The organism is Pseudomonas putida, from assembly GCF_022627325.1.
GTDB classification, from domain to species: Bacteria; Pseudomonadota; Gammaproteobacteria; order Pseudomonadales; family Pseudomonadaceae; genus Aquipseudomonas; species Aquipseudomonas putida_X.
Genome location: NZ_JAETZZ010000015.1, coordinates 106,514 through 128,553, shown reverse-complemented (window position 1 = coordinate 128,553; position 22,040 = coordinate 106,514). Strand labels below are relative to the sequence as shown.

At 62.9% G+C, this 22,040-nt stretch carries 19 protein-coding genes; 14 read left to right on the top strand and 5 right to left on the bottom strand.

Translation table 11 applies throughout. The features are described from left to right. Positions 1–16: 16 nt before the first annotated feature. Together JNA92_RS21925 and JNA92_RS21920 are read right to left on the bottom strand one after the other, a co-directional pair. Positions 17–457 (bottom strand): hypothetical protein, encoded by a 441-nt coding sequence (locus JNA92_RS21925; protein WP_241806621.1) that lies wholly within the window; start codon positions 455–457, stop codon positions 17–19. 60 nt (positions 458–517) lie between these two features. Next, positions 518–1,042, bottom strand: a complete 525-nt coding sequence (locus tag JNA92_RS21920) for a hypothetical protein (protein WP_241806620.1) — start codon at positions 1,040–1,042, stop codon at positions 518–520. A gap of 340 nt (positions 1,043–1,382) precedes the next feature. Here JNA92_RS21920 and JNA92_RS21915 point away from each other — a divergent pair, with 340 nt between their 5' ends. From JNA92_RS21915 to JNA92_RS21850, 14 genes are all read left to right on the top strand, one after another. After that, complete coding sequence (locus tag JNA92_RS21915) at positions 1,383–2,699, top strand: nucleotide sugar dehydrogenase (RefSeq protein ID WP_241806619.1); 1,317 nt, start codon at positions 1,383–1,385, stop codon at positions 2,697–2,699. A 67-nt stretch (positions 2,700–2,766) separates the two neighbouring features. Next, the gene (locus tag JNA92_RS21910) at positions 2,767–4,248 is read left to right on the top strand and encodes a glycosyltransferase family 2 protein (RefSeq protein WP_241806618.1); all 1,482 of its coding nucleotides are present in this window, start codon (positions 2,767–2,769) and stop codon (positions 4,246–4,248) included. Positions 4,249–4,285: 37 nt separating this feature from the next. Continuing rightward, the gene (locus tag JNA92_RS21905) at positions 4,286–5,452 is read left to right on the top strand and encodes a PilZ domain-containing protein (protein WP_241806617.1); all 1,167 of its coding nucleotides are present in this window, start codon (positions 4,286–4,288) and stop codon (positions 5,450–5,452) included. Positions 5,453–5,464: 12 nt separating this feature from the next. Then, complete coding sequence (gene algK / locus JNA92_RS21900) at positions 5,465–6,892, top strand: alginate biosynthesis TPR repeat lipoprotein AlgK (protein WP_241806616.1); 1,428 nt, start codon at positions 5,465–5,467, stop codon at positions 6,890–6,892. Then, positions 6,889–8,367 carry an alginate export family protein gene (locus JNA92_RS21895; protein WP_241806615.1) on the top strand — a complete coding sequence of 493 codons (1,479 nt, stop codon included), beginning with the start codon at positions 6,889–6,891 and terminating at the stop codon, positions 8,365–8,367. Before algK ends, JNA92_RS21895 begins: the two co-directional genes overlap by 4 nt. A gap of 19 nt (positions 8,368–8,386) precedes the next feature. After that, on the top strand, positions 8,387–9,946 hold the full coding sequence (gene algG, locus JNA92_RS21890; RefSeq protein ID WP_241806614.1) for a mannuronan 5-epimerase AlgG: 1,560 nt from the start codon (positions 8,387–8,389) through the stop codon (positions 9,944–9,946). 13 nt (positions 9,947–9,959) lie between these two features. After that, the gene (locus JNA92_RS21885; protein ID WP_241806613.1) at positions 9,960–11,399 is read left to right on the top strand and encodes an alginate O-acetyltransferase; all 1,440 of its coding nucleotides are present in this window, start codon (positions 9,960–9,962) and stop codon (positions 11,397–11,399) included. A gap of 7 nt (positions 11,400–11,406) precedes the next feature. Next, positions 11,407–12,510 (top strand): mannuronate-specific alginate lyase, encoded by a 1,104-nt coding sequence (locus tag JNA92_RS21880; RefSeq protein ID WP_241806612.1) that lies wholly within the window; start codon positions 11,407–11,409, stop codon positions 12,508–12,510. A gap of 132 nt (positions 12,511–12,642) precedes the next feature. Next, on the top strand, positions 12,643–14,103 hold the full coding sequence (locus JNA92_RS21875) for an MBOAT family O-acyltransferase (RefSeq protein WP_241806611.1): 1,461 nt from the start codon (positions 12,643–12,645) through the stop codon (positions 14,101–14,103). Positions 14,104–14,114: 11 nt separating this feature from the next. Continuing rightward, complete coding sequence (locus JNA92_RS21870) at positions 14,115–15,272, top strand: alginate O-acetyltransferase (RefSeq protein WP_241806610.1); 1,158 nt, start codon at positions 14,115–14,117, stop codon at positions 15,270–15,272. Positions 15,273–15,293: 21 nt separating this feature from the next. Further along, positions 15,294–15,941: an alginate O-acetyltransferase AlgF gene (locus JNA92_RS21865; RefSeq protein WP_241806609.1), complete on the top strand. Its 648-nt coding sequence runs from the start codon at positions 15,294–15,296 to the stop codon at positions 15,939–15,941. Positions 15,942–15,978: 37 nt separating this feature from the next. Next, positions 15,979–17,433 carry a mannose-1-phosphate guanylyltransferase/mannose-6-phosphate isomerase gene (locus JNA92_RS21860; RefSeq protein WP_241806608.1) on the top strand — a complete coding sequence of 485 codons (1,455 nt, stop codon included), beginning with the start codon at positions 15,979–15,981 and terminating at the stop codon, positions 17,431–17,433. A gap of 167 nt (positions 17,434–17,600) precedes the next feature. Continuing rightward, positions 17,601–18,065, top strand: a complete 465-nt coding sequence (locus JNA92_RS21855; RefSeq protein WP_241806607.1) for a multidrug transporter — start codon at positions 17,601–17,603, stop codon at positions 18,063–18,065. A 261-nt stretch (positions 18,066–18,326) separates the two neighbouring features. Continuing rightward, on the top strand, positions 18,327–19,151 hold the full coding sequence (locus JNA92_RS21850) for an SDR family oxidoreductase (RefSeq protein ID WP_241806606.1): 825 nt from the start codon (positions 18,327–18,329) through the stop codon (positions 19,149–19,151). Here the strand turns inward: JNA92_RS21850 and JNA92_RS21845 are convergent. Genes JNA92_RS21845 through JNA92_RS21835 form a run of 3 tightly spaced genes read right to left on the bottom strand, consistent with a single transcriptional unit; the run spans position 19,101 to position 22,037 of the window. Further along, entirely contained in the window at positions 19,101–19,511 is a 411-nt protein-coding gene (locus tag JNA92_RS21845) for an SDR family NAD(P)-dependent oxidoreductase (protein ID WP_241806605.1), read from the bottom strand. The two genes, JNA92_RS21850 and JNA92_RS21845, sit on opposite strands and share 51 nt — an antisense overlap. A gap of 16 nt (positions 19,512–19,527) precedes the next feature. Next, positions 19,528–20,979: an efflux transporter outer membrane subunit gene (locus JNA92_RS21840; protein ID WP_241806604.1), complete on the bottom strand. Its 1,452-nt coding sequence runs from the start codon at positions 20,977–20,979 to the stop codon at positions 19,528–19,530. Further along, entirely contained in the window at positions 20,976–22,037 is a 1,062-nt protein-coding gene (locus JNA92_RS21835; protein WP_241806650.1) for an HlyD family secretion protein, read from the bottom strand. The genes JNA92_RS21840 and JNA92_RS21835 overlap by 4 nt, the downstream gene beginning before the upstream one ends. Positions 22,038–22,040: the final 3 nt, after the last annotated feature.

Below are 22,040 nucleotides of genomic sequence, written 5' to 3'. Positions count from 1 at the left end.
CAGACTGGAACGCCACTCACCTCATCGTGAATTCGACTTTCCATGAGAAGTCAGCGGATGTACTCGTAATATTCGCCGTGCACGTTGCCCCGCCACTTGGCGTTGCGGTTTTGGTCCACTGGGGCTGTTTTATTCCACCCGGTAGCATGCGCATCTGAAAAGTGGTGCCAAAAGCGCACGTCTTGCTGCCGATGGTGTAGCGCACCATCGCACCATTTACGTCCGGGCTTACCAACCGCTGCACGCGCATGAAGGTGGAAGATGAGGCTAAAATCGTATTGGAGGGTTTAGGGTTGGCGATCTGATAGGTACTGGTCTCATTTGAGGTCACCAGTTTCATGACCGCGGGCTGAGCACCGAGGTTTTTGATGGTCACTTCTACGGGCGGCCCCGCCTGCACCAGGCCGGCAGCAAGCAGCGAAACGGTGGCAAGCACAATCTGCGATGTCTTTTTCATAAACGTGATCTCGTCTCTTCCATGTGATTAAGGATGAGACGCCCCTGATGGCCAGTGGCCTCAGGCTGCCCAAGACGCTCCGTCGTACATGGACAGCGCCTGAAAGGTGCGTCCAAGGGTGTTAACGACCCGCTGGGACAAAACCTTAGCTTTTGCATGGCTTTGAGTATTTCTGAATGTGATCCCGCACCACCCTGAGGCATGAATCACAGAGCCGTCACGCCAACAAACCAGCGTCAAAAAACGGACGAATGAACCATTATCGCCAACCGTCATAAGCCCGTTCGTACTTTTTTGACGAATTTTGAAAAAAAATTTCCCATGCTGGCACAAAAGTATCGCACCCGGTTTTCGCCCTTTATATACAGGGGTGCTTCCGAAGCGTGCTATCAGTTTGAAACTATTCGCTACTGAAGAATTATTTAGAAATCTTTCATCGGGGCGAAACCCACCCAGGAACTTCTTCTGCGACGCATAGCTCATAGTGCCGTAACGAATTTCATGCCTGTGCGGTGTGAGAGATGACTTACAGAGGACAAGCAGCCGCGAAACAATAGCGGCGCTGAAACTTTTAACAAACGCCACGGGTACTCCCGTAGGCCCTGCCCAGCAGGAGAGACGCGCCCCTTAAAATCGTCCTAGTGGTTGATTTCAAAGGATTTTTCCAATTGAAAGAGCAAGCACAGCAACGCGCCAAGTAGCGCATTGCAATAAAGACGGCTGCATTTCAGGGCACGCCTATTAATTACTGGCCTTTGACTGCCAACTTTGAGTGCATAACTTTGTGCGCTCCGGATTTGTTCATGCCTGCGCTCGGTGAAGTGTGCATTCGCCATGGGATCCGTGCGCCCTAAAACTGTTGTTAATCAACCCGGTCCGGCTCTTCCCGGAGGAGCTGGCGTGATAAACACATGAGGTGATAGCGATGCGTATCAGCATCTTTGGTTTGGGTTATGTGGGTGCGGTCTGTGCAGGCTGCCTGACGGCGCGAGGCCATGACGTGATTGGTGTGGACGTGTCCAGCACCAAGATCGACCTGATCAACCAGGGCAAGTCGCCCATCGTCGAACCTGGCCTGGAGGCACTGCTGCAACAGGGCATCGCCAATGGCCGCCTGCGTGGCACCACCGACTTCGCCGAGGCCATCCGCGCCAGCGACGTGTCGATGATCTGCGTCGGTACCCCAAGCAAGAAAAATGGCGACCTGGGCCTGGAATACATCGAGTCGGTCTGCCGCGAAATCGGTTACGTGCTGCGTGACACCACCCGCCGCCACACCATCGTGGTGCGCAGCACCGTGCTGCCAGGCACTGTGAAGAACGTGGTCATCCCGATTCTCGAAGACTGCTCGGGCAAGAAGGCCGGCGTCGACTTCGGCGTTGCGGTCAACCCTGAGTTCCTGCGTGAAAGCACCGCGATCAAGGACTACGACCACCCACCGATGACTGTCATCGGTGAACTGGACAGCGCCAGCGGCGACGTCCTGCAAAGCCTGTATGAAGAACTCGATGCGCCGGTCATCCGCAAGCCGATCGAAGTCGCCGAGATGATCAAGTACACCTGCAACGTCTGGCACGCCACCAAGGTCACCTTCGCCAACGAAATCGGCAACATCGCCAAGGCCGTCGGCGTCGATGGCCGCGACGTGATGGACGTGGTCTGCCAGGACAAGGTGTTGAACCTGTCGCAGTACTACATGCGCCCTGGCTTCGCCTTCGGCGGCTCGTGCCTGCCCAAGGACGTGCGCGCCCTCACCTACCGTGCCGCCAGCCTCGACGTCCGGGCCCCGCTGCTCGACTCGCTGATGCGCAGCAACGAATCCCAGGTGCAGAACGCCTTTGAACTGATCGAAGCCCACGACAAGCGCAAGGTCGCCTTGCTGGGCCTGAGCTTCAAGGCCGGTACCGACGACCTGCGTGAAAGCCCGCTGGTGGAGTTGGCCGAGCGCCTGATCGGCAAAGGCTACCAGCTGGACATCTACGACGAGAACGTCGAGTACGCCCGGGTTCACGGTGCGAACAAGGAGTACATCGAGTCGAAGATCCCCCACGTCTCGTCGCTGCTCAACGCCGACTTCCAGAAGGTCATCGACAACGCCGAGATCATCGTTCTGGGCAACCGTGACGAGCAGTTCCGCGCCCTTGCCGACCAGGCACCGGCTGGCAAGCAAGTGATCGACCTGGTCGGTTTCATGAGCAAGCCAACCTGCACTACCCGCGGCACCGAAGGCATCTGCTGGTAAGCCAGCGGCCCGGCAGCGCAGGCCTCCTGCGCTGCCCTTTTCCCAGAATTCTCAACGGATGCTGAACATGCAAAGGCTTCAGACAGTGCTGTTGCAGTGCGCCGGTTGGCTGCTCTACATGAGCCTGCTCATGTTGATCGCCCTGGCCTTGCCGGCCGACATCTTCGACTCGCAGTCCAAGCACTTCATCTTCCTGGTCGGCGCAGTCGGCATCTGGCGCTACTCCATGGGCGCCACCCATTTCATCCGCGGCATGATCTTCCTCTACGGCGTGTACCCCTACCTGCGCCGCAAGGTGCAGAAGATGGGCGCTGAAGCCGACCCGTCGCACGTGTACCTGATGGTCACCAGTTTCCGCATCGAAGCGTTGACCACCGCGCAGGTGTACAGCTCGGTGATCCGTGAAGCGATCGATTGTGGCTTCCCCACCACCGTGGTCTGTTCGCTGGTGGAAATGTCCGATGAACTGCTGGTAAAGAGCCTGTGGGCCAAATACAACCCGCCCGCCCACGTGAAGCTGGACATCGTGCGCATCGCCGGGACCGGCAAGCGTGATGGCCTGGCGTACGGTTTCCGCGCCATCTCGCGCATGCTGCCGGATGAAAACGCCGTTGTCGCGGTGATCGACGGCGATACCGTGCTGGCCGAAGGCGTGGTTCGCAAGACCGTACCGTGGTTCAAGCTGTACCCGAACGTGGGTGGCCTGACCACCAACGAGTTCTGCGAAGTGCGCGGTGGCTACATCATGAGCGAGTGGCACAAGCTGCGCTTCGCCCAGCGCCATATCAACATGTGCTCGATGGCACTGAGCAAGCGCGTGCTGACCATGACCGGGCGCATGTCGATGTTCCGTGCCAGCGTGGTGACCAACCCCGAGTTCATCGCCGACGTCGAAAGCGACTCGCTGATGCACTGGCGCCTGGGCCGCTTCAAGTTCCTCACCGGTGACGACAAGTCCAGCTGGTTCAGCCTGATGCGCCTTGGCTACGACACCTTCTACGTGCCGGACGCCGCCATCAACACGGTCGAACACCCGCCGGAGAAAAGCTTCCTCAAGGCCAGCCGCAAACTGATGTACCGCTGGTACGGCAACAACCTGCGCCAGAACTCCCGCGCGCTGGGCTTGGGCCTGCGCCGCCTGGGGCTGTTCACCAGCATCGTGCTGTTCGACCAGCGTGTGTCGATGTGGACCAGCCTCCTGGGGCTGACCGTGGCCGTGATCGCCAGCCTCAAGTTCGGCCTGGGCTTCCTGCTGGTGTATCTGCTGTGGATCGGCATCACCCGCCTGATCCTCACCATCATGCTGCTGTGCTCGGGGCACAACGTCGGCCCGGCCTATCCGCTGATCCTCTATTACAACCAGATCGTCGGGGCAATGATGAAGATCTACGTGTTCTTCCGCCTCGACAAGCAGTCCTGGACCCGCCAACCGACTGCCCTGAAACGCGACCTCGCCAGTTTTCAACAATGGTTCAACACCTGGTCCTCGCGGACCATGACCTTCTCGGCTGCCAGCATCTTCGTCGCTGTGCTGTTCATGGTCGTGTGAGCCAAACCCGGATCGGAACTAACAGGAACAAATCACCATGAATACCGCCGTGAACGTCAATGTCGTGCATGAGTCCGAAGCCCAGCGCCAGCACGCCCGGGTGCGCATCCCAGCCAAGCTGCGCTACCTCGATGGCGAACGCCAGACCCATGAGGTCAAGGTCGAAGACCTGTCCGCTGGCGGCTTGAGCTTCTTCGCCAAGCAGCCGCTGCAGGTCGGCCAGGTACTGCGCGGGCGCTTGCAGTTCGTGGTCGACAACCTGGGCCTGTCGATGGACATCGAGTTTCAGGTGCGCTCCTGCAACCCGAGCGACGGCCGCACCGGTGCACAGTTCCAGAACCTCGAACCGCGCGACATCGCCACCCTGCGCCACATCATCACCAGCCACCTTTCAGGTGAGCTGATCAGCGTCGGCGACGTGCTCAGCACCCTGCAGCGCGACAACTTCACCAAGGCGCGCAAACAGAAGGACGGCGGCTCTGGCCTGTCCGCTTTCGGCCGGCTCAAGGCAGTGACCGTCACCCTGGGCGTGTTTGTGGTCGGTGTTGCCGCCTTCGGCTTCGTCGCCAAATCGCTGTACGGCATGTACTTCGTCAGCCACGCCGAAGCCGGCGTGGTCGCGGTGCCGACCACCAGCATCACCATGCCGCGCGACGGCACCGTCAACAGCCTGGTCGAGCCCGGCGGCATGGTGGTCAAAGGCGCGCCGCTGGCAAGTTTCAGTACCAGCATGCTGGACATGCTCAAGGGCCACCTGGACGACTCGCAGCTGGAGCCGGCCAAGGTCGAAGAACTGTTCGGCAAGCAACTCTCCGGCACCCTCACCAGCCCCTGCGATTGCGTGGTCGCCCGCCAACTGGTGGACGACGGCCAGTACGCCGCCAAAGGCCAGCCGATCTTCCAGCTGATCCCGCGGACCAGCAACCCGATGGTCGAAGCACGCTTCAGCTACCGCCAGTTCGATGAAGTCAAGCCAGGTACCCGCGTCAACTTCCAGGTGGCTGGCGAAAACGAAGTGCGCACCGGGCAGATCGTCAGCAGCACCAGCCTCAACAGCGAAAACCTGGCCTCCGACATCCGCGTGCAGATCAAACCAGACGGCGGCCTGCCTGCCGAGCTGGCCGGGCGCCCGGCATCGGTCAGCAGTGACCGTGGCCCTTCGCTCAACTGGCTGATCGACAAAGCCGCGGCCCGTGGGCTGTAAGAGGATCAACGCATGATGCCCCACAAGAAGAGCGCAAGCCTGGGCCTCTGCGCCCTGGCCGCGGCCATCGCCCTGGCAGGCTGTGCCGGCCTGCCCGACCAGCGCCTGGCCAACGAAGCCCTCAAGCGCGGTGACACCGCGCTGGCCGAGCGCAACTACAAGGCGCTGGCGGACCTGGGCTACAGCGAGGCACAAGTCGGCCTGGCCGACATCAAGGTCGCTACCCGTGACCCCGATCAACTCAAGGAAGCCGAGGCCACTTATCGCGCTGCGGCGGCCACTTCGCCACGCGCCCAGGCACGCCTCGGCCGCCTGCTGGTGGCCAAGCCCGACAGCACCCAGGCAGAACGCGAAGAAGCCCAGACCCTGCTCAAGCTCGCCGCCAAGCAGGGCCAGGGCAACACCCTGATCCCGCTGGCGATGCTCTACCTGACCTACCCGCAGAGCTTCCCCGACATCAATGCCCAGCAGCAAATCGACCAGTGGCGCGCGGCCGGCAACCCGGAAGCGGGCCTGGCCCAGGTGCTGCTGTATCGCACCCAGGGGACCTACGACCAGCACCTGGCTGAGGTCGAGGACATCTGCAAGGCTGCGCTGAACACCAACGACATCTGCTATGTGGAACTGGCCACCGTGTACCAGAAACGCGGCCAGGCCGACCAGCAGGCGGCCCTGATCGGCCAGCTCAAATCCGCCTATGCCCGCGGGTCGGTGCCTGCCTCTCGGGTCGACAGCGTTGCCCGTGTACTGGCCGACCGCAGCCTGGGCCAGACCGACGAGAAAACCGCCAAGGCGCTGCTGGAACAGGTCGCTGAGGCCAATCCGGCGTCTTGGGTGAGCCTGGCGCAACTGGTCTACGACTTCCCGGAACTGGGCGACACCGACCAGTTGATGGCCTACATCGACAAAGGCCGCGAAGCCGAACAGCCGCGCGCCGAACTGCTGCTGGGCCGCCTGTACTACGAAGGCAAGACCTTGCCCGCGGATGCCGAAAAGGCCGAACGCCACCTGCAGGCCGCTGCCGAGGCCGGCGAAGTCAGCGCCCACTACTACCTTGGCCAGCTGTATCGCCGTGGCTACCTGGGCAACGTCGAGCCGCAAAAGGCCGTCGACCATCTGCTCAGCGCCGCCCGCGGTGGCCAGAACAGTGCCGACTACGCCCTTGCCCAGCTGTTCAGCGAAGGCCATGGCATTCGCCCGCAACCGGGCGACGCCTGGGTATTCGCCCAGCTTGCGCAGGCCAACCCGACGCCGCAGGCCACCGAACTGCTGCAGCAACTCGACCAACAACTCACGCCTGACCAGCGCAGCCAGGCGCAGAGCCTGCTGGCGCAGGAAAGGCAGGCTCGCGGCAGCATGGCCCAAGGCGGCGCCAGCACCCTGGCCCTCGAGGCCCTGCAAGACGACGAAAAAGAAGTAGACGGTGAGGACTCGCTATGACGCTCAATCCCTTCGTGAAAGCCGGTATCGGCCTGAGCTTCGCCCTGCTGTGGTCCTGCCCGACCCTGGCCGACATGACTGCCCAGAAGAACTTCGGCCTGGATGTGAAAATCACCGGCCAGTCGGAAGACGATCGCGACCTGGGCACCCGCTCCGGCGGTGACGTCAACGGCCTGGGCCTGGACCTGCGCCCTTGGGTGTACGGCGAGCGTGGCAACTGGAGTGCGTATGCCATGGGCCAGGCCGTCGCCGCCACCGACACCATCGAAACCGACACCTTGCGCCAGAACGACGACGGCACCACCACCGACACCGGTGACGACAGCCGTCAACCCGACAAGAGCTACCTGGCCATGCGCGAGTTCTGGGTTGGCTACAGTGGCCTCACCGCGTACCCCGGCGAGCAGCTGCGCCTGGGTCGCCAACGCCTGCGCAGCGACGACGGGATGTGGCGCGACACCAACATCGAAGCGTTGAACTGGACCTTCGACACCACCTTGCTCAAGGCGGACCTGGGTGTGGCCCAGCGCTTCAGCGAGTACCGCACCGACCTGACCGAGCTGGCCCCGGAAGACGAAGACCGTACGCACCTCTACGGTAACATCGCCACGCAGTGGACACCGGGCCACTGGGTCGGCCTGCGCGCCCATCACACCCATGACAGTGGCAGCCTGAAAAGCCCGGGCGAAACCATCGACGCACTGGACAAGACCCGCACCGGTGACCTCACCTGGCTGGGCCTGGAAGCCAACAGCGACGCCTACAACTGGCGCAACGACCACACCGTCAACTACTGGGGCAGCCTGACCTGGCTGACCGGTGATCGCGACAAGCTCAACAGCCAGCTGGTCGGTGACGATCAGGTCGTCACCGGCAAGCAGAGCGGCGACGTCAACGCCTGGGCCACCGACCTGGGCATCCGCCTGCGTCTGGACCCGAACTGGCAGGTCGGCGCGGCCTATGCCCGCGGCAGCGGCGGCGGTGGCGACGACGGTTCGAACAACTTCGAGCAGACCGGCCTTGAGAGCAACCGCTCCAACTTCACCGGTACCCGCTCGCGCGTACACCGCTTCGGCGAGGCCTTCCGTGGCGAGCTGGGCAACCTGCAGGCGGCCACGCTGTTCGCCTCCTGGCAACTGCGCGAGGACTACGACGCCAGCTTCATCTACCACAAGTTCTGGCGTGTCGATGGCTCGCAGAACATCGGCTCCAGCGGCATCAACGCCGCGGTCAACGACAACGGCGTGAACCGCCAGCTGGTCAACGGCGAGAAAGACCTGGGCCAGGAAATGGACGTGGTCGTCACCAAGTACTTCAAGCAGGGCCTGCTGCCCGCTTCGATGAGCCAGGCGATCGACGAGCCGTCCGCGCTGGTGCGCCTGCGTGCCGGTGTGTTCAAACCCGGCGATGCCTATGGCAAGGAAGCGGATTCTTACATGCACCGCGCCTTCGTCGACGTGATCTGGCGCTTCTGAGGCCGGTAGAGGACCTGCAATGAACCTTCACCCGCACATACGTCACAGCCTTCTGGCCAGCGCTTTGCTGCTGGCCACAGGCCTGGCCGTCGCCGCAGAACCTGCGGTGATTGCCAAGGAACTGCAGCAGGCCAAGACCTACACCGTGTCCAGCGCCCCGACCGAGCCGCTGCACATGGACCCGCCCAAGCTGCCCGATCTGAGCGGTTACACCGCCGCCGCCGTGCAGAAAAAGATCGACCGCAGCCACAAGGGCAAGGTCAGCGTGCGCCGCATGCTGCAAGAGGAATCGCTCAAGGAATTCATCGGCGGCGACAACAAGGCTGCCGAGTGGGTACAACGCCAGCACGGCATCCCCCAGGCGATCTTTGTCGATGATGGCCATGTCGACCTGGTCGAGCTGAGCAAGAAGGTGCCCAAACAGTACCTCAGCGAAGTCGAGCCAGGGGTTTACCTGGCGCGCCTACCGATCGTGGTGGGGCACAAGGGCATTCTCGAGATCGACGGCAAGGTCAAGCAACTGCGCCTGTCCCAGGAGGGCGGCGCGTTCCTGGTCAATGACGGCAAACTGTTTGTCAGCGACACCCAGGTCACTGGCTGGCGCGAGAAGGACAACGGTCCGGCGACCTTCCGCTCGCCCAAGGAATTCCGCCCGTTCCTGCTGTCGTGGGGCGGTACCGAGACGTACATCGTCAACACCAAGATGGCCAGCTTTGGCTATGCCAAGTCCAAGTCGTACGGTGTGAGCATCTCGCAGTACACCCCGAACATGGCCAAGCGCATGGGCCGCCCGGAGCCCACCGGCTGGATCATCGGCTCGGAATTCAGCGACATGTGGTACGGGTTCTACTGCTACGAGACCCAGGACTTCGTGGTCAAGGACAGCACCTACCGCGACAACATCGTCTACGGCATCGACCCGCACGACCGTTCGCACCGCCTGATCATCGCCGGCAACACGGTGTATGGCACCAAGAAAAAGCACGGGATCATCGTATCGCGTGAGGTCAACGACAGCTGGATCATCAACAACAAGAGCTACGACAACAAGCTCTCGGGCGTGGTGATCGACCGTAACAGCGTCAACAACCTGATCGCCTACAACGAGATCTACCGCAACCACACCGACGGCATCACGTTGTACGAGAGCGGCGACAACCTGATCTGGGGCAACAAGCTGATCAACAACCGTCGCCACGGCATCCGCGTGCGCAACAGCGTGAACATCCGCCTGTATGAAAACGTCGCCGTGGCCAACGGCCTGGTGGGTGTCTACGGGCACATCAAGGACTTGTCCGATACCGACCGTGACATCGCCCTCGACCCGTTCGACACCAAGGTGTCCCTGATCGTGGTCGGCGGTGAGCTGGCGGCCAATGGTTCTGGGCCTCTTTCGATCGACTCACCGCTCTCGGTGGAGCTGTACAAAGTCTCCATGCTCGCCCCGCGCAAGGCCAGCGGCATCAGCCTCAACGGCATCCTCGGTGAGCGCCAGGACGAAATCCTCGACCTGCTGGTGCGCCAGCAGAAGGCCGTGCTGATCGACCCGGTCGAACGCCAGACCGAAATGATCGATTAAGGAAGCCCAGACCATGACCCCACACTTGATGAAATTGCTGGGCCTGTCCGCCGCCCTCCTGGCCATCAGCCAGGGCGTGCGCGCCGACGAGGTCAAGGCGCCGACCTTCACTGCCGAGCCTTGCTGCCAGCTGTGCCCCGAAGCACACGACGCCAGTCGCTACACCACCCGCTACCAGCAGAACTTCACCACGCTGGTACAGGCCAAGGGCGACTGGTTGTTCCGTACCCGCGAAGACCTGCGTACCGAGTTCAACACCACACCGGCAGGCTACAAACGCCTGCAGCAAGTGCACGACGCGTTCAAGAAGCGCGGCGTTGAACTGGTGATGGTGTACCAGCCCACCCGAGGCCTGGTGAACCGCAACATGCTCAACCCGGCCGAGAAAGCCGCCTTCGATTACCAGAAGGCCCTTGGCAACTACCAGGCCATGCTCAAGCGCTTCGCCAGCATGGGCTACAACGTGCCGGACCTGTCGCCGCTGACCAACGAACAGTTGGCGGCCGCCGACCAGGGCAAGGACTTCTACTTCCGTGGTGACCAGCACTGGACGCCTTACGGCGCTGAGCGTGCAGCCAGGATCGTGGCCGACACCGTCCACAAGATGCCGGCCTTCGAAGGTATCCCACGCAAGGAATTCGAAACCCACAAGTCCGGGCGCATGGGCAAGACCGGCACCCTGCACAACGTTGCCGGGCAACTGTGCGGCACCAGCTATGCCGTGCAGTACATGGACCAGTTCGCCACCGAACCGAAAGGTGCCAGCGGCGGCGACGATCTGTTCGGTGACAGCGGTAACGCCCAGATCACCCTGGTCGGCACCAGCCACAGCGGCAAGAACTACAACTTCTCCGGTTTCCTGGAGCAGTACATCGGTGCCGACGTGCTCAACGTCGCCTTCCCTGGTGGCGGCCTGGAAGGCTCGATGATCGAGTACCTGGGCAGTGAGGAATTCCAGAACAATCCACCGAAGATCCTCATCTGGGAATTCTCGCCCCTGTATCGCCTGGACCAGGAAACCATCTGGCGGCAGATCCTCGCGCTGCTCGACGATGGCTGTGACGCGCGTCCGGCACTGATGAGCGCCAGCAGCACCCTCAAGCCCGGCAAGAACGAGCTGATGGTCAACGGCAAGGGCGGCGTGATCAAGGACCTGATCAACCGCAACCTGCAGATGGACATCAAGTTCGAAGACCCTTCGGTGAAGGTGCTGCAAGCCACCCTCTGGTACCTCAACGGGCGCCACGAGGACATCAAGATCGAGAAGCCGGAAACCTCCGACACCAATGGCCGCTTCGTCTTCCAGATGCGTGAAGACGAGGACTGGGCCAGCCAGAACCTGTTGGCACTCGAGGTCCAGGGGCCGGAAAACGGTACTCAGAAAGTCGAGGCCAAGCTCTGCAAACGCAACAACTACGCCATGCCCGCGCAAACCGCGCAGGCCGGCCAGTGAGGCGACCATGACTGCATTCAAGCGACTCTTCAGCCCCGCCCTGCTCGTGCTGGCCCTGACCGGCGGTGCCGCGCATGCCGCGCTGGTACCCCCTCAGGGTTATTACGAGGGGGTTGAAAAGCTCAAGACCAGTGACGGCAACTTCCGCTGCGAATCTGCGCCCAAACCCTACACCGGCGCGCTGCAGTTTCGCAGCAAGTACGAAGGCTCTGACAAGGCTCGGGCGACCCTGAACAAGGAGTCGGAACAAGCCTTCCGCGACTCCACCAAAGACATCACCACCCTGGAGCGTGGTGTCGCCAAGATGGTCAACCAGTACATGCGTGACGGCCGTCCGGCACAACTGGACTGCACGCTGACATGGCTGGGCACCTGGGCGCGCGCCGATGCGCTGATGTCCACCAACTACAACCACACCGGCAAGTCCATGCGCAAATGGGCGCTGGGCAGCATGAGTGGCTCGTGGCTGCGCCTGAAATTCTCCAACTCGCAGCCCCTGGCCGCACACCAGGCCGAGGCCGAGCTGATCGAGAAGTGGTTCGCCCGCCTGGCCGAGCAGACCGTGCGCGACTGGAGCAACCTGCCGCTGGAGAAGATCAACAACCATAGCTATTGGGCGGCCTGGTCGGTGATGGCCACCGCCGTGGCCACCGACCGCCGTGACCTGTTCGACTGGGCGGTGAAGGAATACAAGGTCGGCGCCAACCAGATCGACGACCAGGGCTTCCTGCCCAACGAAATCAAGCGCAAGCAGCGTGCCCTGGCGTACCACAACTACGCCCTGCCGCCACTGGCGATGATCGCAAGCTTTGCCAAGGCCAACGGCGTGGACCTACGCAGCGAAAACAACTTTGCCCTGCAGCGCCTGGGCGAAGGCGTGCTCTACGGCGCCCGCGACCCGCGCCACTTCGCCGAGCGTGCGGGTGAGAAACAGGACATGAAGGACCTCAAGGTCGACGGCAAGTACGCCTGGCTTGAGCCTTGGTGCGCGCTGTACCAGTGCGTGGGCGACACCCTTGAGCGCAAACACGAGATGCAGCCGTTCGACAGCTTCCGCCTTGGCGGCAACCTGTCCCGGGTCTATGACCCGAGCGCGGCTTCGAAGAAATAACGCGAAACCCTGTGGAGCCGGCTTGTCGCCAAGCCAGTTGCCACAGGAATACGAGGTGCCTTCCGGTTTTTGGGCTGGGGGGTTAGGGGGGCGCTTTGCCCTGGATGCTGTGAACCATTTAGGAGAACCGGGATGGTCTTCTCGTCCAACGTGTTCCTGTTCCTGTTCTTGCCGATATTCCTCGGCCTGTACTACCTGAGCGGGCAACGCTATCGCAACCTGCTGCTGCTGGTCGCCAGCTACATCTTCTACGCCTGGTGGCGGGTGGACTTCCTCGCCCTGTTCGCCGGTGTCACCCTGTGGAACTACTGGATCGGCCTCAAAGTGGGTGCCGCCGGCGTACGCACCAAGCCTGCACAGCGTTGGCTGCTGCTGGGCGTAGGCGTAGACCTGGCGATCCTCGGCTATTTCAAGTACGCCAACTTCGGCGTCGACAGCCTCAACGCGATCATCAGCTCGTTCGGCCTTGAGCCCTTCATCCTCACCCACGTGCTGCTGCCGATCGGTATCTCGTTCTACATCTTCGAATCGATCAGCTACATCATCGACGTGTACCGCGGCGACACCCCGGCTACTCGCAACCTGATCGACTTCGCGGCGTTCGTGGCGATCTTCCCGCACCTGATCGCCGGCCCCGTGCTGCGCTTCAAGGACCTGGTCGACCAGTTCAACAACCGCACCCACACCCTGGACAAGTTCTCCGAAGGCTGCACCCGCTTCATGCAGGGCTTCATCAAGAAAGTGTTCATCGCCGACACCCTGGCGGTGGTCGCCGACCATTGCTTCGCCCTGCAGAACCCAACCACCGGTGACGCCTGGCTCGGTGCGCTGGCCTACACCGCACAGCTGTACTTCGACTTCTCCGGCTACAGCGACATGGCCATCGGCCTGGGGCTGATGATGGGCTTCCGCTTCATGGAGAACTTCAAGCAGCCGTACATCAGCCAGTCGATCACCGAGTTCTGGCGCCGCTGGCACATCAGCCTGTCGACCTGGCTGCGCGACTACCTGTACATCACCCTGGGCGGCAACCGTAAAGGCACCTTCAACACCTACCGCAACCTGTTCCTGACCATGCTGCTGGGCGGCCTGTGGCACGGCGCCAACTTCACTTACATCATCTGGGGTGCCTGGCACGGCATGTGGCTGGCAATCGAACGCGCACTGGGCCTGGACACCAACCCGCAGCGCTTCAACCCGGTCAAGTGGGCGTTCACCTTCCTGCTGGTGGTGGTCGGCTGGGTGATCTTCCGCGCTGAAAACCTGGAAGTGGCCGGCCGCATGTACGGCGCCATGTTCAGCTTCGGCGAGTGGCAGCTGTCCGAACTCAACCGCGCCCAGCTCACCGGGCTGCAGGTTGCGACCTTGGTCATTGCCTACGTCACCCTGGCGTTCTTCGGCCTGCGCGACTTCTACCGCAATGCCACCCCGCCGGCAGCAATCCGCACGCCGGCGCAGGTCAATGCCGACGGTTCGCTTGGCCTGGACTGGACCCGGGTGATGACCCGTGCCCTGATCCTGCTGCTGTTCGTGGCCTCGATCCTCAAGCTTTCGGCGCAGAGCTACTCGCCGTTCCTTTACTTCCAGTTCTGAGGTTGATGACCATGACCCGGACATTACGCATCACCTATTCCCTGTCGTTCCTCGGCCTGCTGGTGGGCATGGGCGCCTGGTCCACCGGCGGCCTGCAAAGCTTCCAGCGCACCGAGCAGATGACCCTGCTCAACGGCAAGCTGGCCAAGGCCGCCGAAACGCACTACGACGATGAGTTCCCGATCAAGCGCCTGGGCACCAACCTTTGGGCAGCCCTGGATTACAAGCTGTTCAACGAGGGCCGCCCAGGCGTGGTGCTGGGCCGTGACCAGTGGCTGTTCAGCGATGAAGAATTCAAGCCGACTGCCGGTGCCGACCAGCTCATGCAGGAAAACCTGGCGCTGATCCGCGGTGTGCGCGACACCCTGCAACAGCACGGTAGCCAGCTGGTGCTGGCGATCGTGCCGGCCAAGGCGCGGGTCTATTCGGAGTATGTAGGCAAGGAGGCGCCTGCCAGCCTGCATGAGGACCTGTACAACCAGTTCCATGCCCAGGTCCGTCAGGCCAACGTCTTCGCCCCTGACCTGATGGCCCCGATGGAACAGGCCAAGGCCCGCGGCCAGGTATTCCTGCGTACCGATACCCACTGGACGCCAATGGGCGCTGAAGTCGCCGCCCAGGCGGTGGCCGAGGCGGTCAATCGCCAGAGCCTGCTCAATGGCGACCCACAGGCGTTCATCACCGAGGCTGGCAACACCGCCCCGTACAAAGGCGACCTGACCAACTTCCTGCCACTGGACCCGCTGTTCAGCAATCTGCTGCCCAGCCCGGACACCCTGCAGCAACGCAGCACCCACCCCGTCGAGGCCCCAGGTGACAGCGGCGATGCCCTGTTCGCCGACAGCCAGATCCCGGTCGCGCTGGTCGGCACCAGCTACAGCGCCAACCCGCACTGGAACTTCCTCGGTGCGCTGCAGCAGGCCTTGCATAGCGATGTCGCCAACTATGCCGAAGACGGTCACGGCCCACTGCTGCCAATGCTCAAGTACCTGCAAAGCGATGCCTTCAAGAACGCCGCGCCACAGGTTGTGGTGTGGGAATTCCCCGAACGTTATCTGCCAATGAAAAACGACCTCAGCAGCTTCGATCCGCAGTGGATCGCGCAACTGAAGAACACCCGTAAATCCGAAGAAAACCTGGCCCTGTCGTCCAACCGGACGGACCACTGATAGATAGAGAGGAACACGCACATGACTACCAAGACTTCCATTGCCAAAGCCCTCACCCTCGCAGCAGGCCTGTCGTTGGCTTCGATGCAGGCATTCGCCGGCGCCGATGCTGCCTTGTATGGCCCTACCGCACCGAAAGGCTCGACCTTCGTGCGCCTGTTCAACGCCGCCCCTGCACCCGCTGCCGCGAGCGTTGGCAACACCCAGATCAAACAGGTCGGTGCCCAGGCCAGCAGCGACTTCAGCTTCCTCCCGGGCGGTGACTACACCGCGCAGGTCGCTGGCAAGAGCGTCCCGGTCAAGCTGGCCGCTGACAAGTACTACACCCTGGTCAACAACGGCAGCGGCAACCCGCAGCTGATCGAAGAACCACCGTTCAAGAACAAGCAGAAAGCCCTGGTACGTGTACAGAACCTGAGCGACCAGCCGCTGGCCCTGAAGACCGCCGACGGCAAGACCGAGGTGGTCAAGCCAGTGGCTGCCAAAGGCCGTGGCGAGCGTGAGATCAACCCGGTCAAGGTCAACCTGGCCCTGTTTGCAGGAGACAAGAAAGTCAGCGACGTCAAACCCGTCGCCCTGGAGCGCGGTGAAGCCGCCGTGCTGTACGTCACTGGCTCGGGCAGCAGCCTGTCGCCGGTCTGGGTCACCCGCCCAGTGTCCACCAACTGATCCTCTGCCTCTTTAACGACCTTATTGGAGAAACAACATGATCCCGGTAATTCTTTCTGGTGGTAGCGGTTCGCGTCTGTGGCCTTTGTCGCGCAAGCAGTTCCCCAAGCAGTTCCTCGCCCTGACCGGTGAGCACACGCTGTTCCAGCAAACCCTCGAGCGCCTGGTGTTCGAAGGCATGGACGCGCCGATCGTGGTCTGCAACAAGGACCACAAGTTCATCGTTCAGGAACAGCTCGCGGCGCTGAAACTGCAAACCCAGGGCATCCTCATGGAACCCTTCGGCCGCAACACCGCCCCTGCGGTGGCGATGGCCGCGATGAAGCTGACCAGCGAGGGGCGCGATGACTTGATGCTGGTGCTGCCGGCCGACCACGTGATCGACGACCAGAAAGCCCTGCAGCGGGCCTTGGCCCTGGCCACCGTAGCTGCCGAGCGTGGCGAAATGGTGCTGTTCGGTGTCCCGGCGACCAAGCCCGAGACCGGTTATGGCTACATCCGCTCCAGCCAGGACGCCCTGCTGCCCGAAGGGGTGGCCCGCGTGGCGCAGTTCGTCGAAAAACCCGACGAGAAGCGCGCTACCGAGTTCGTCCAGTCCGGTGGCTACTTCTGGAACAGCGGCATGTTCCTGTTCCGCGCCAGCCGCTTCCTGGAAGAGCTGAAAAAGCACGACCCTGACATCTATGACACCTGCGTGCTGGCCCTGGAGCGCAGCGACGAAACAGATGATGTGCTGAGCATCGACGAAGCGACCTTCGCCTGCTGCCCGGACAACTCCATCGACTATGCGGTGATGGAAAAGACCCAGCGCGCCTGCGTGGTGCCGATGTCGGCTGGCTGGAGCGACGTTGGCTGCTGGTCGTCGCTGTGGGAAGTGCATGACAAGGACGCCAATGGCAACGTCACCAAGGGTGATGTGGTGGTGCAGGACAGCCACAACTGCATGATCCATGGCAACGGCAAGCTGGTGTCGGTGATCGGCCTGGAAAACATCGTCGTGGTCGAGACCAAGGACGCGATGATGATCGCCCACAAGGACAAGGTCCAGGGCGTCAAGCAGATGGTCAAGACCCTCGACGAGCAAGGCCGCAGCGAAACCCAGAACCACCTCGAAGTGTATCGCCCATGGGGCTCTTACGATTCGGTGGACATGGGCGGCCGCTTCCAGGTCAAGCACATCACCGTCAAGCCGGGCGCCAGCCTGTCGCTGCAGATGCACCACCACCGTGCCGAGCACTGGATCGTGGTCTCGGGCACTGCTGAGGTGACGTGCGATGAAAATGTGTTCCTGCTGACCGAAAACCAGTCGACCTACATCCCGATCGCCTCGGTCCACCGCTTGCGCAACCCGGGCAAGATCCCGCTGGAGATCATCGAAGTGCAGTCCGGTAGTTACCTGGGCGAGGATGATATCGAGCGCTTCGAGGATGTGTATGGGCGCACCTCCACGCCCGTCGACCGGGGCGTGTCGGTGAAGACCATCGCGCAGTAAGCTGCAAGCTTCGAGCTGCAAGCGGCAAGAAAAAGCGGGGCGGTGGTGTTCCTACTGATGTGGGGGCGCCGCCGGCCCGCTTTTCTCTTGCAGCTTGCAGCTTGGAGCTTGAAGCTTCCAGCTAGCCGCTCCAAGATGTCCGGAGACTCGAACGGGATTCGGACCACATGATCATCGGCGCCTTCCTCATCCTCACCTGGCTGGTACTGCTCCTGCGTTACCCGGGCAAGGCCCTGCCGATCTCGCTGGCCGCCGTCTGCGGCCTGGGGCTGGTCGCACTGTTCGTCGTCTGGCAGGACACACGCGAAGCTTCGCAACTGGCGCGGCTTGACCTGCGCCTGACCTACGCACCGGATCAATGCCCTGCCGACCGTGCCTTGAAGGTACATATGAAAAACGGCAACAAGGCTCCGCTGACCGAGCTGCGCTGGCGGGTCGCTGCCTATGCCCCGGGCGATACCATCAACCTGGCCGAAAATACCTACAGCGCACCGCGCTATCGTGGGCCGGGCGAACTGCAGCCTGGGGCCGAATGGACCGATTGCCTGCCACTGCCGCCACTGCGCGCGGGGTACCGGCCGCAGACACTGGAGTTTCGCGCCGAACATCTACAGGGTACATTCGCCAACTGATACGGTGCCTGAACGGGCCCCATCGCCGGCAAGCCGGCTCCCAAAAGCACCCAGTACCGCCTGGCGTCGGCGCACCCTGTACCCGTTGGCAGCTATGGATTTGGGCTGGCCCCAGGAAATTGGACGCCAATCCAATGCCTTGAGGCAGTCCAGGTACAGCACAGAGCTCAAGCCCTGCGCGGTCCATTTGTGGGAGCCGGCTTGCCGGCGATGGGGCCGGTCCGACCTCTACATAACTTACTCTGAGCACAGGCCTGCCCAATGCCCACCGTCCTGATCACCGGTTGTTCCAGCGGCATCGGCCGCGCCCTGGCCGAAGCCTTTCGCGATGCTGGCCACGACGTATGGGCCACCGCCCGTAAAACCGAAGACGTCGAACACCTGGCCGCAGCCGGCTTCACCGCCCGGCAGCTTGATGTCAACGACGCCGAGGCCCTGATGCGCCTCGCCGACGAGCTGGAAACAAGCCACGGCCGGCTCGACATCCTGGTCAACAACGCTGGCTACGGTGCCATGGGCCCCCTGCTCGATGGCGGTGTGGAGGCCATGCGCCAGCAGTTCGAAACCAATGTGTTCGCCGTGATCGGCGCCACCCGCGCACTGTTCCCGCTGCTGCGCCGTGCGCGTGGCCTGGTGGTCAACATCGGCAGTGTATCGGGCATACTGGTCACGCCGTTCGCCGGCGCCTACTGCGCCTCAAAGGCTGCTGTGCATGCCTTGAGCGACGCCCTGCGCCTGGAGCTGGCGCCTTTCGGCATTCAGGTCATGGAAGTGCAACCGGGAGCGATCGCCTCACAATTCGCCAGCAATGCCCAGCGCCAGGCCGATCAGGTGGTGGCAGCGCAGTCGCCATGGTGGCCGCTGCGCGAGCATATCCAGGCGCGGGCCCGCGCCTCGCAAGACCGGCCCACCTGCGCCGCGCAATTTGCCCAGGGGCTGCTGGCTGCCACGCGCAAATCGCCTGTGCCAGCGGTGGTACGGCTGGGCAATGGCAGTACGGCGATGCCGCTAGTGGCCCGCTGGCTGCCACGACGTTTACTGGACTGGGTACTGCGTAAACGCTTCGGGCTGCTGCGACCGCTCTGATCCACTGCCCAGGTGGATCACCTGCCCCCACTTGCGCTCGGCCATGCCGCGGGCGTAATGCCGCTGTAGCCGCAGGGCAACGTCCTGCGTGCCGTTATTGACCAGGATATCGGTGTGCGGCACCTGCTGGAGCAAGGTCTGCACACCCTGTTCGGTGCCCAGGTCAGCGGCAACGCCAATGATCCGCGCCTTGGGCAAGCGCTCGCGCACCGCTTTGAGCGCAGCGTCGACCAGCGCCTGGGTGCGGTCGTTGAGCACGACCTCGGCGCCGGCGGCGGCAAGGTCGATGGCGGTAGACACGCCCTGCCCGGCCATGGAACCACTGATGAGTGCGCGCTTGCCATTGAGGGAGAGGTGCATGGCTGCCTCCGCTTGATCACACCTTGTTCGTCGGCTGCCCGTCGAACGCCTGCCAGCCACCACCCAAAGCCTTGTACAGCCCGACCAACGCCTGCGATACCGCCGCCGAACTGTCGATCCACTGCTCTTCACTGGCAAGCAACGCACTCTGCACCGTCAGCACATTGAGAAAGTCCACCGCGCCTTCCACGTACTGGCGCTGGGCGGTTTCCAGGGCGATGCGGTTCTGCCGCACCGCTTCGGCCAAGTGATCACGGCGCAGTTGGCTGGCGTTGTACAGGCGCAGCACATCGTCGATCTCATGCCAGGCACCGAGCACCACCTTGCGGTAGTTGAGCGCCGCCTCCTGCTGCTGCGCCTCACGCAGCGCCAGGGTGCCCTTGAGCCGGCCACCCTCGAAGATCGGCAACGACAGCTGCGGGCCGAAGGCAAAGCGGCGCGAGTCCCAGGCGCCGAAGTCCGACAGTTGCATGGCCTGGAAGCCGACGCTGCCGGACAGCCGGATGCTGGGGTAGAAATCCGCCTTGGCCACGCCAATGCTGGCAGTGGCCGCATGCAGCCGGGCCTCGGCCTGACGGATGTCTGGACGGCGCTCGGCCAGCTCGGACGGCAAACCGATCGCGAATTGCTGCTGCGGCGCAGGCAGCTCTCCACCCTCAAGCAACTGTGCCTGCAAACTGCGTGGCGGTTCGGCCGCCAGCAGGCTCAGCGCGTTGATCAGGTCATCGCGCCGGGCCTCGAGGCTGGGCAGACGGGCCTCGATCGAGGCTACCTGGGCGCTGGCCTGGGCCACGTCGAGCCGGGTGGCGACACCCTCGGCCTGGCGGTCCTGGGACAGCTTCAGGCTGTGCTGGGCGACCTTCAGGTTGTCACGGGTGACATCGAGCGTGTGCTGCACGGCACGCAACTGGATGTAGTTGCCCGCGGTTTCCGACAACAGCGCCAGGAGCACACCGCGCCGGTCGTTCTCGGCCACTTGCACCGTGGCGTCGGCAGCCTCCACCTGCCGGCGCACCCGGCCCCAGAGGTCCAGTTCCCAACCGGCGACCAGGTCGCCCTGCCACAGGTTGAACGCCGACTTGCCGGCATTGCCAGACGGGTCGTTGAGGCCTTCGGCACTGTTACGGGCGCGGCTGTAGCCGGCATCCACATCGACCGACGGCGCCTGGTCGGCAGCCACCGTGCTGCGCAAGGCGCGGCTTTGCAGCAGTCGCGCACTGGCGATCTGCAGGTCCAGGTTACGCTCGGCCACCTGCTGGATCAGCGCACTCAGGCGTGCATCGTGGAAGGTTTCCCACCAACGAAGTTCAAGCGGTTCTGCCTGCGCCTGGCTGGGTGCCGCCTGGCCCTGCAGCGATGGCCATTGTTGAGGGGCCTGGCTGTCCGGGCGCTCGAAGTCCGGGCCAAGGGTGCAGCCAGCCATCAGCACGGCCAGCAGCAAAGGGCTCAAGCGTAATGCCGATTTCATCGTGCACTTACCTCGTTGCCACTGAGCCTGTCACCACGGGTGTCGATGGTCGCTTCCACCGACATGCCCACACGCAAGCGCGCGAGTAACGGCTGGCCGTCATCGAAGACGATTTTCACCGGGATACGCTGCACCACCTTGGTGAAGTTGCCGGTGGCGTTGTCGGGTTTCACTGCCGCGAAGGTCACGCCAGTGGCGGGGGCAATGCTTTGCACATGGCCCTTGAGGGTTTCACCGGCAAAGGTATCGACGCTGATACTGACCGGCTGCCCCGGCTGCACATGGGTCAACTGGGTTTCCTGGAAGTTGCCCACCACATAGGCCTGCTGCAAGGGCACCACCGACAGCAGGCGCGCGCCCGGGTTGACGAAGGCACCCACGCGCAGGGCACGCTCACCGACCATGCCATCCACCGGCGCGGTAATGCGGGTGTAGGACAGGTCCAGCTGAGCTTTTTCAAGGCCCGCTTCGGCACGCTTCAACTGCCCATCGGCGCTGGCGACCTGAGCGCTGAGGATGTCCACCTGCTTGCGCGCGGCGACCAATGCAGCCTGGGTATTGGCCAGCCGTGCGCGGGCCTGGTCGACCCGGCTGCGCGCCTGCTGGGCATTCTGCACGGTGCCGGCGCCCTGCTCGGCGAGGCGGCTGTAGCGTTTGACCTCGTGGTCGGCGAACGATGCTTCGGCCTGCGCCGCCTTCACCGCCGCCTCAGCCTGGGCAATCAATGCCGCCTGGCGTTCCAAGGTGGCACGCGCATCGGCACTTTGCGCCTTGGCCACCAGCAGCTGGGCCTGCGCGGCATCCAGTGCGGCCTGGTAGTCCCGTGCATCGATGGTCGCCAGCAACTGGCCGGCCTGCACCTGCTGGTTGTCTTCGACCAGCACCTGCTTGACGAAGCCGGCCACCTTGGGTGCCACCACGGTGTAATCGGCGATCACGTAGGCGTCGTTGGTACGTTGCCGGTGGTCACTGCCGAGCACCCAGGGGCCGACGATACCCGCCAGCACGGCCACGGCGAGTACCGAGCCGATCACGATTGTCTTGCGCTTGTTGGTCATTTT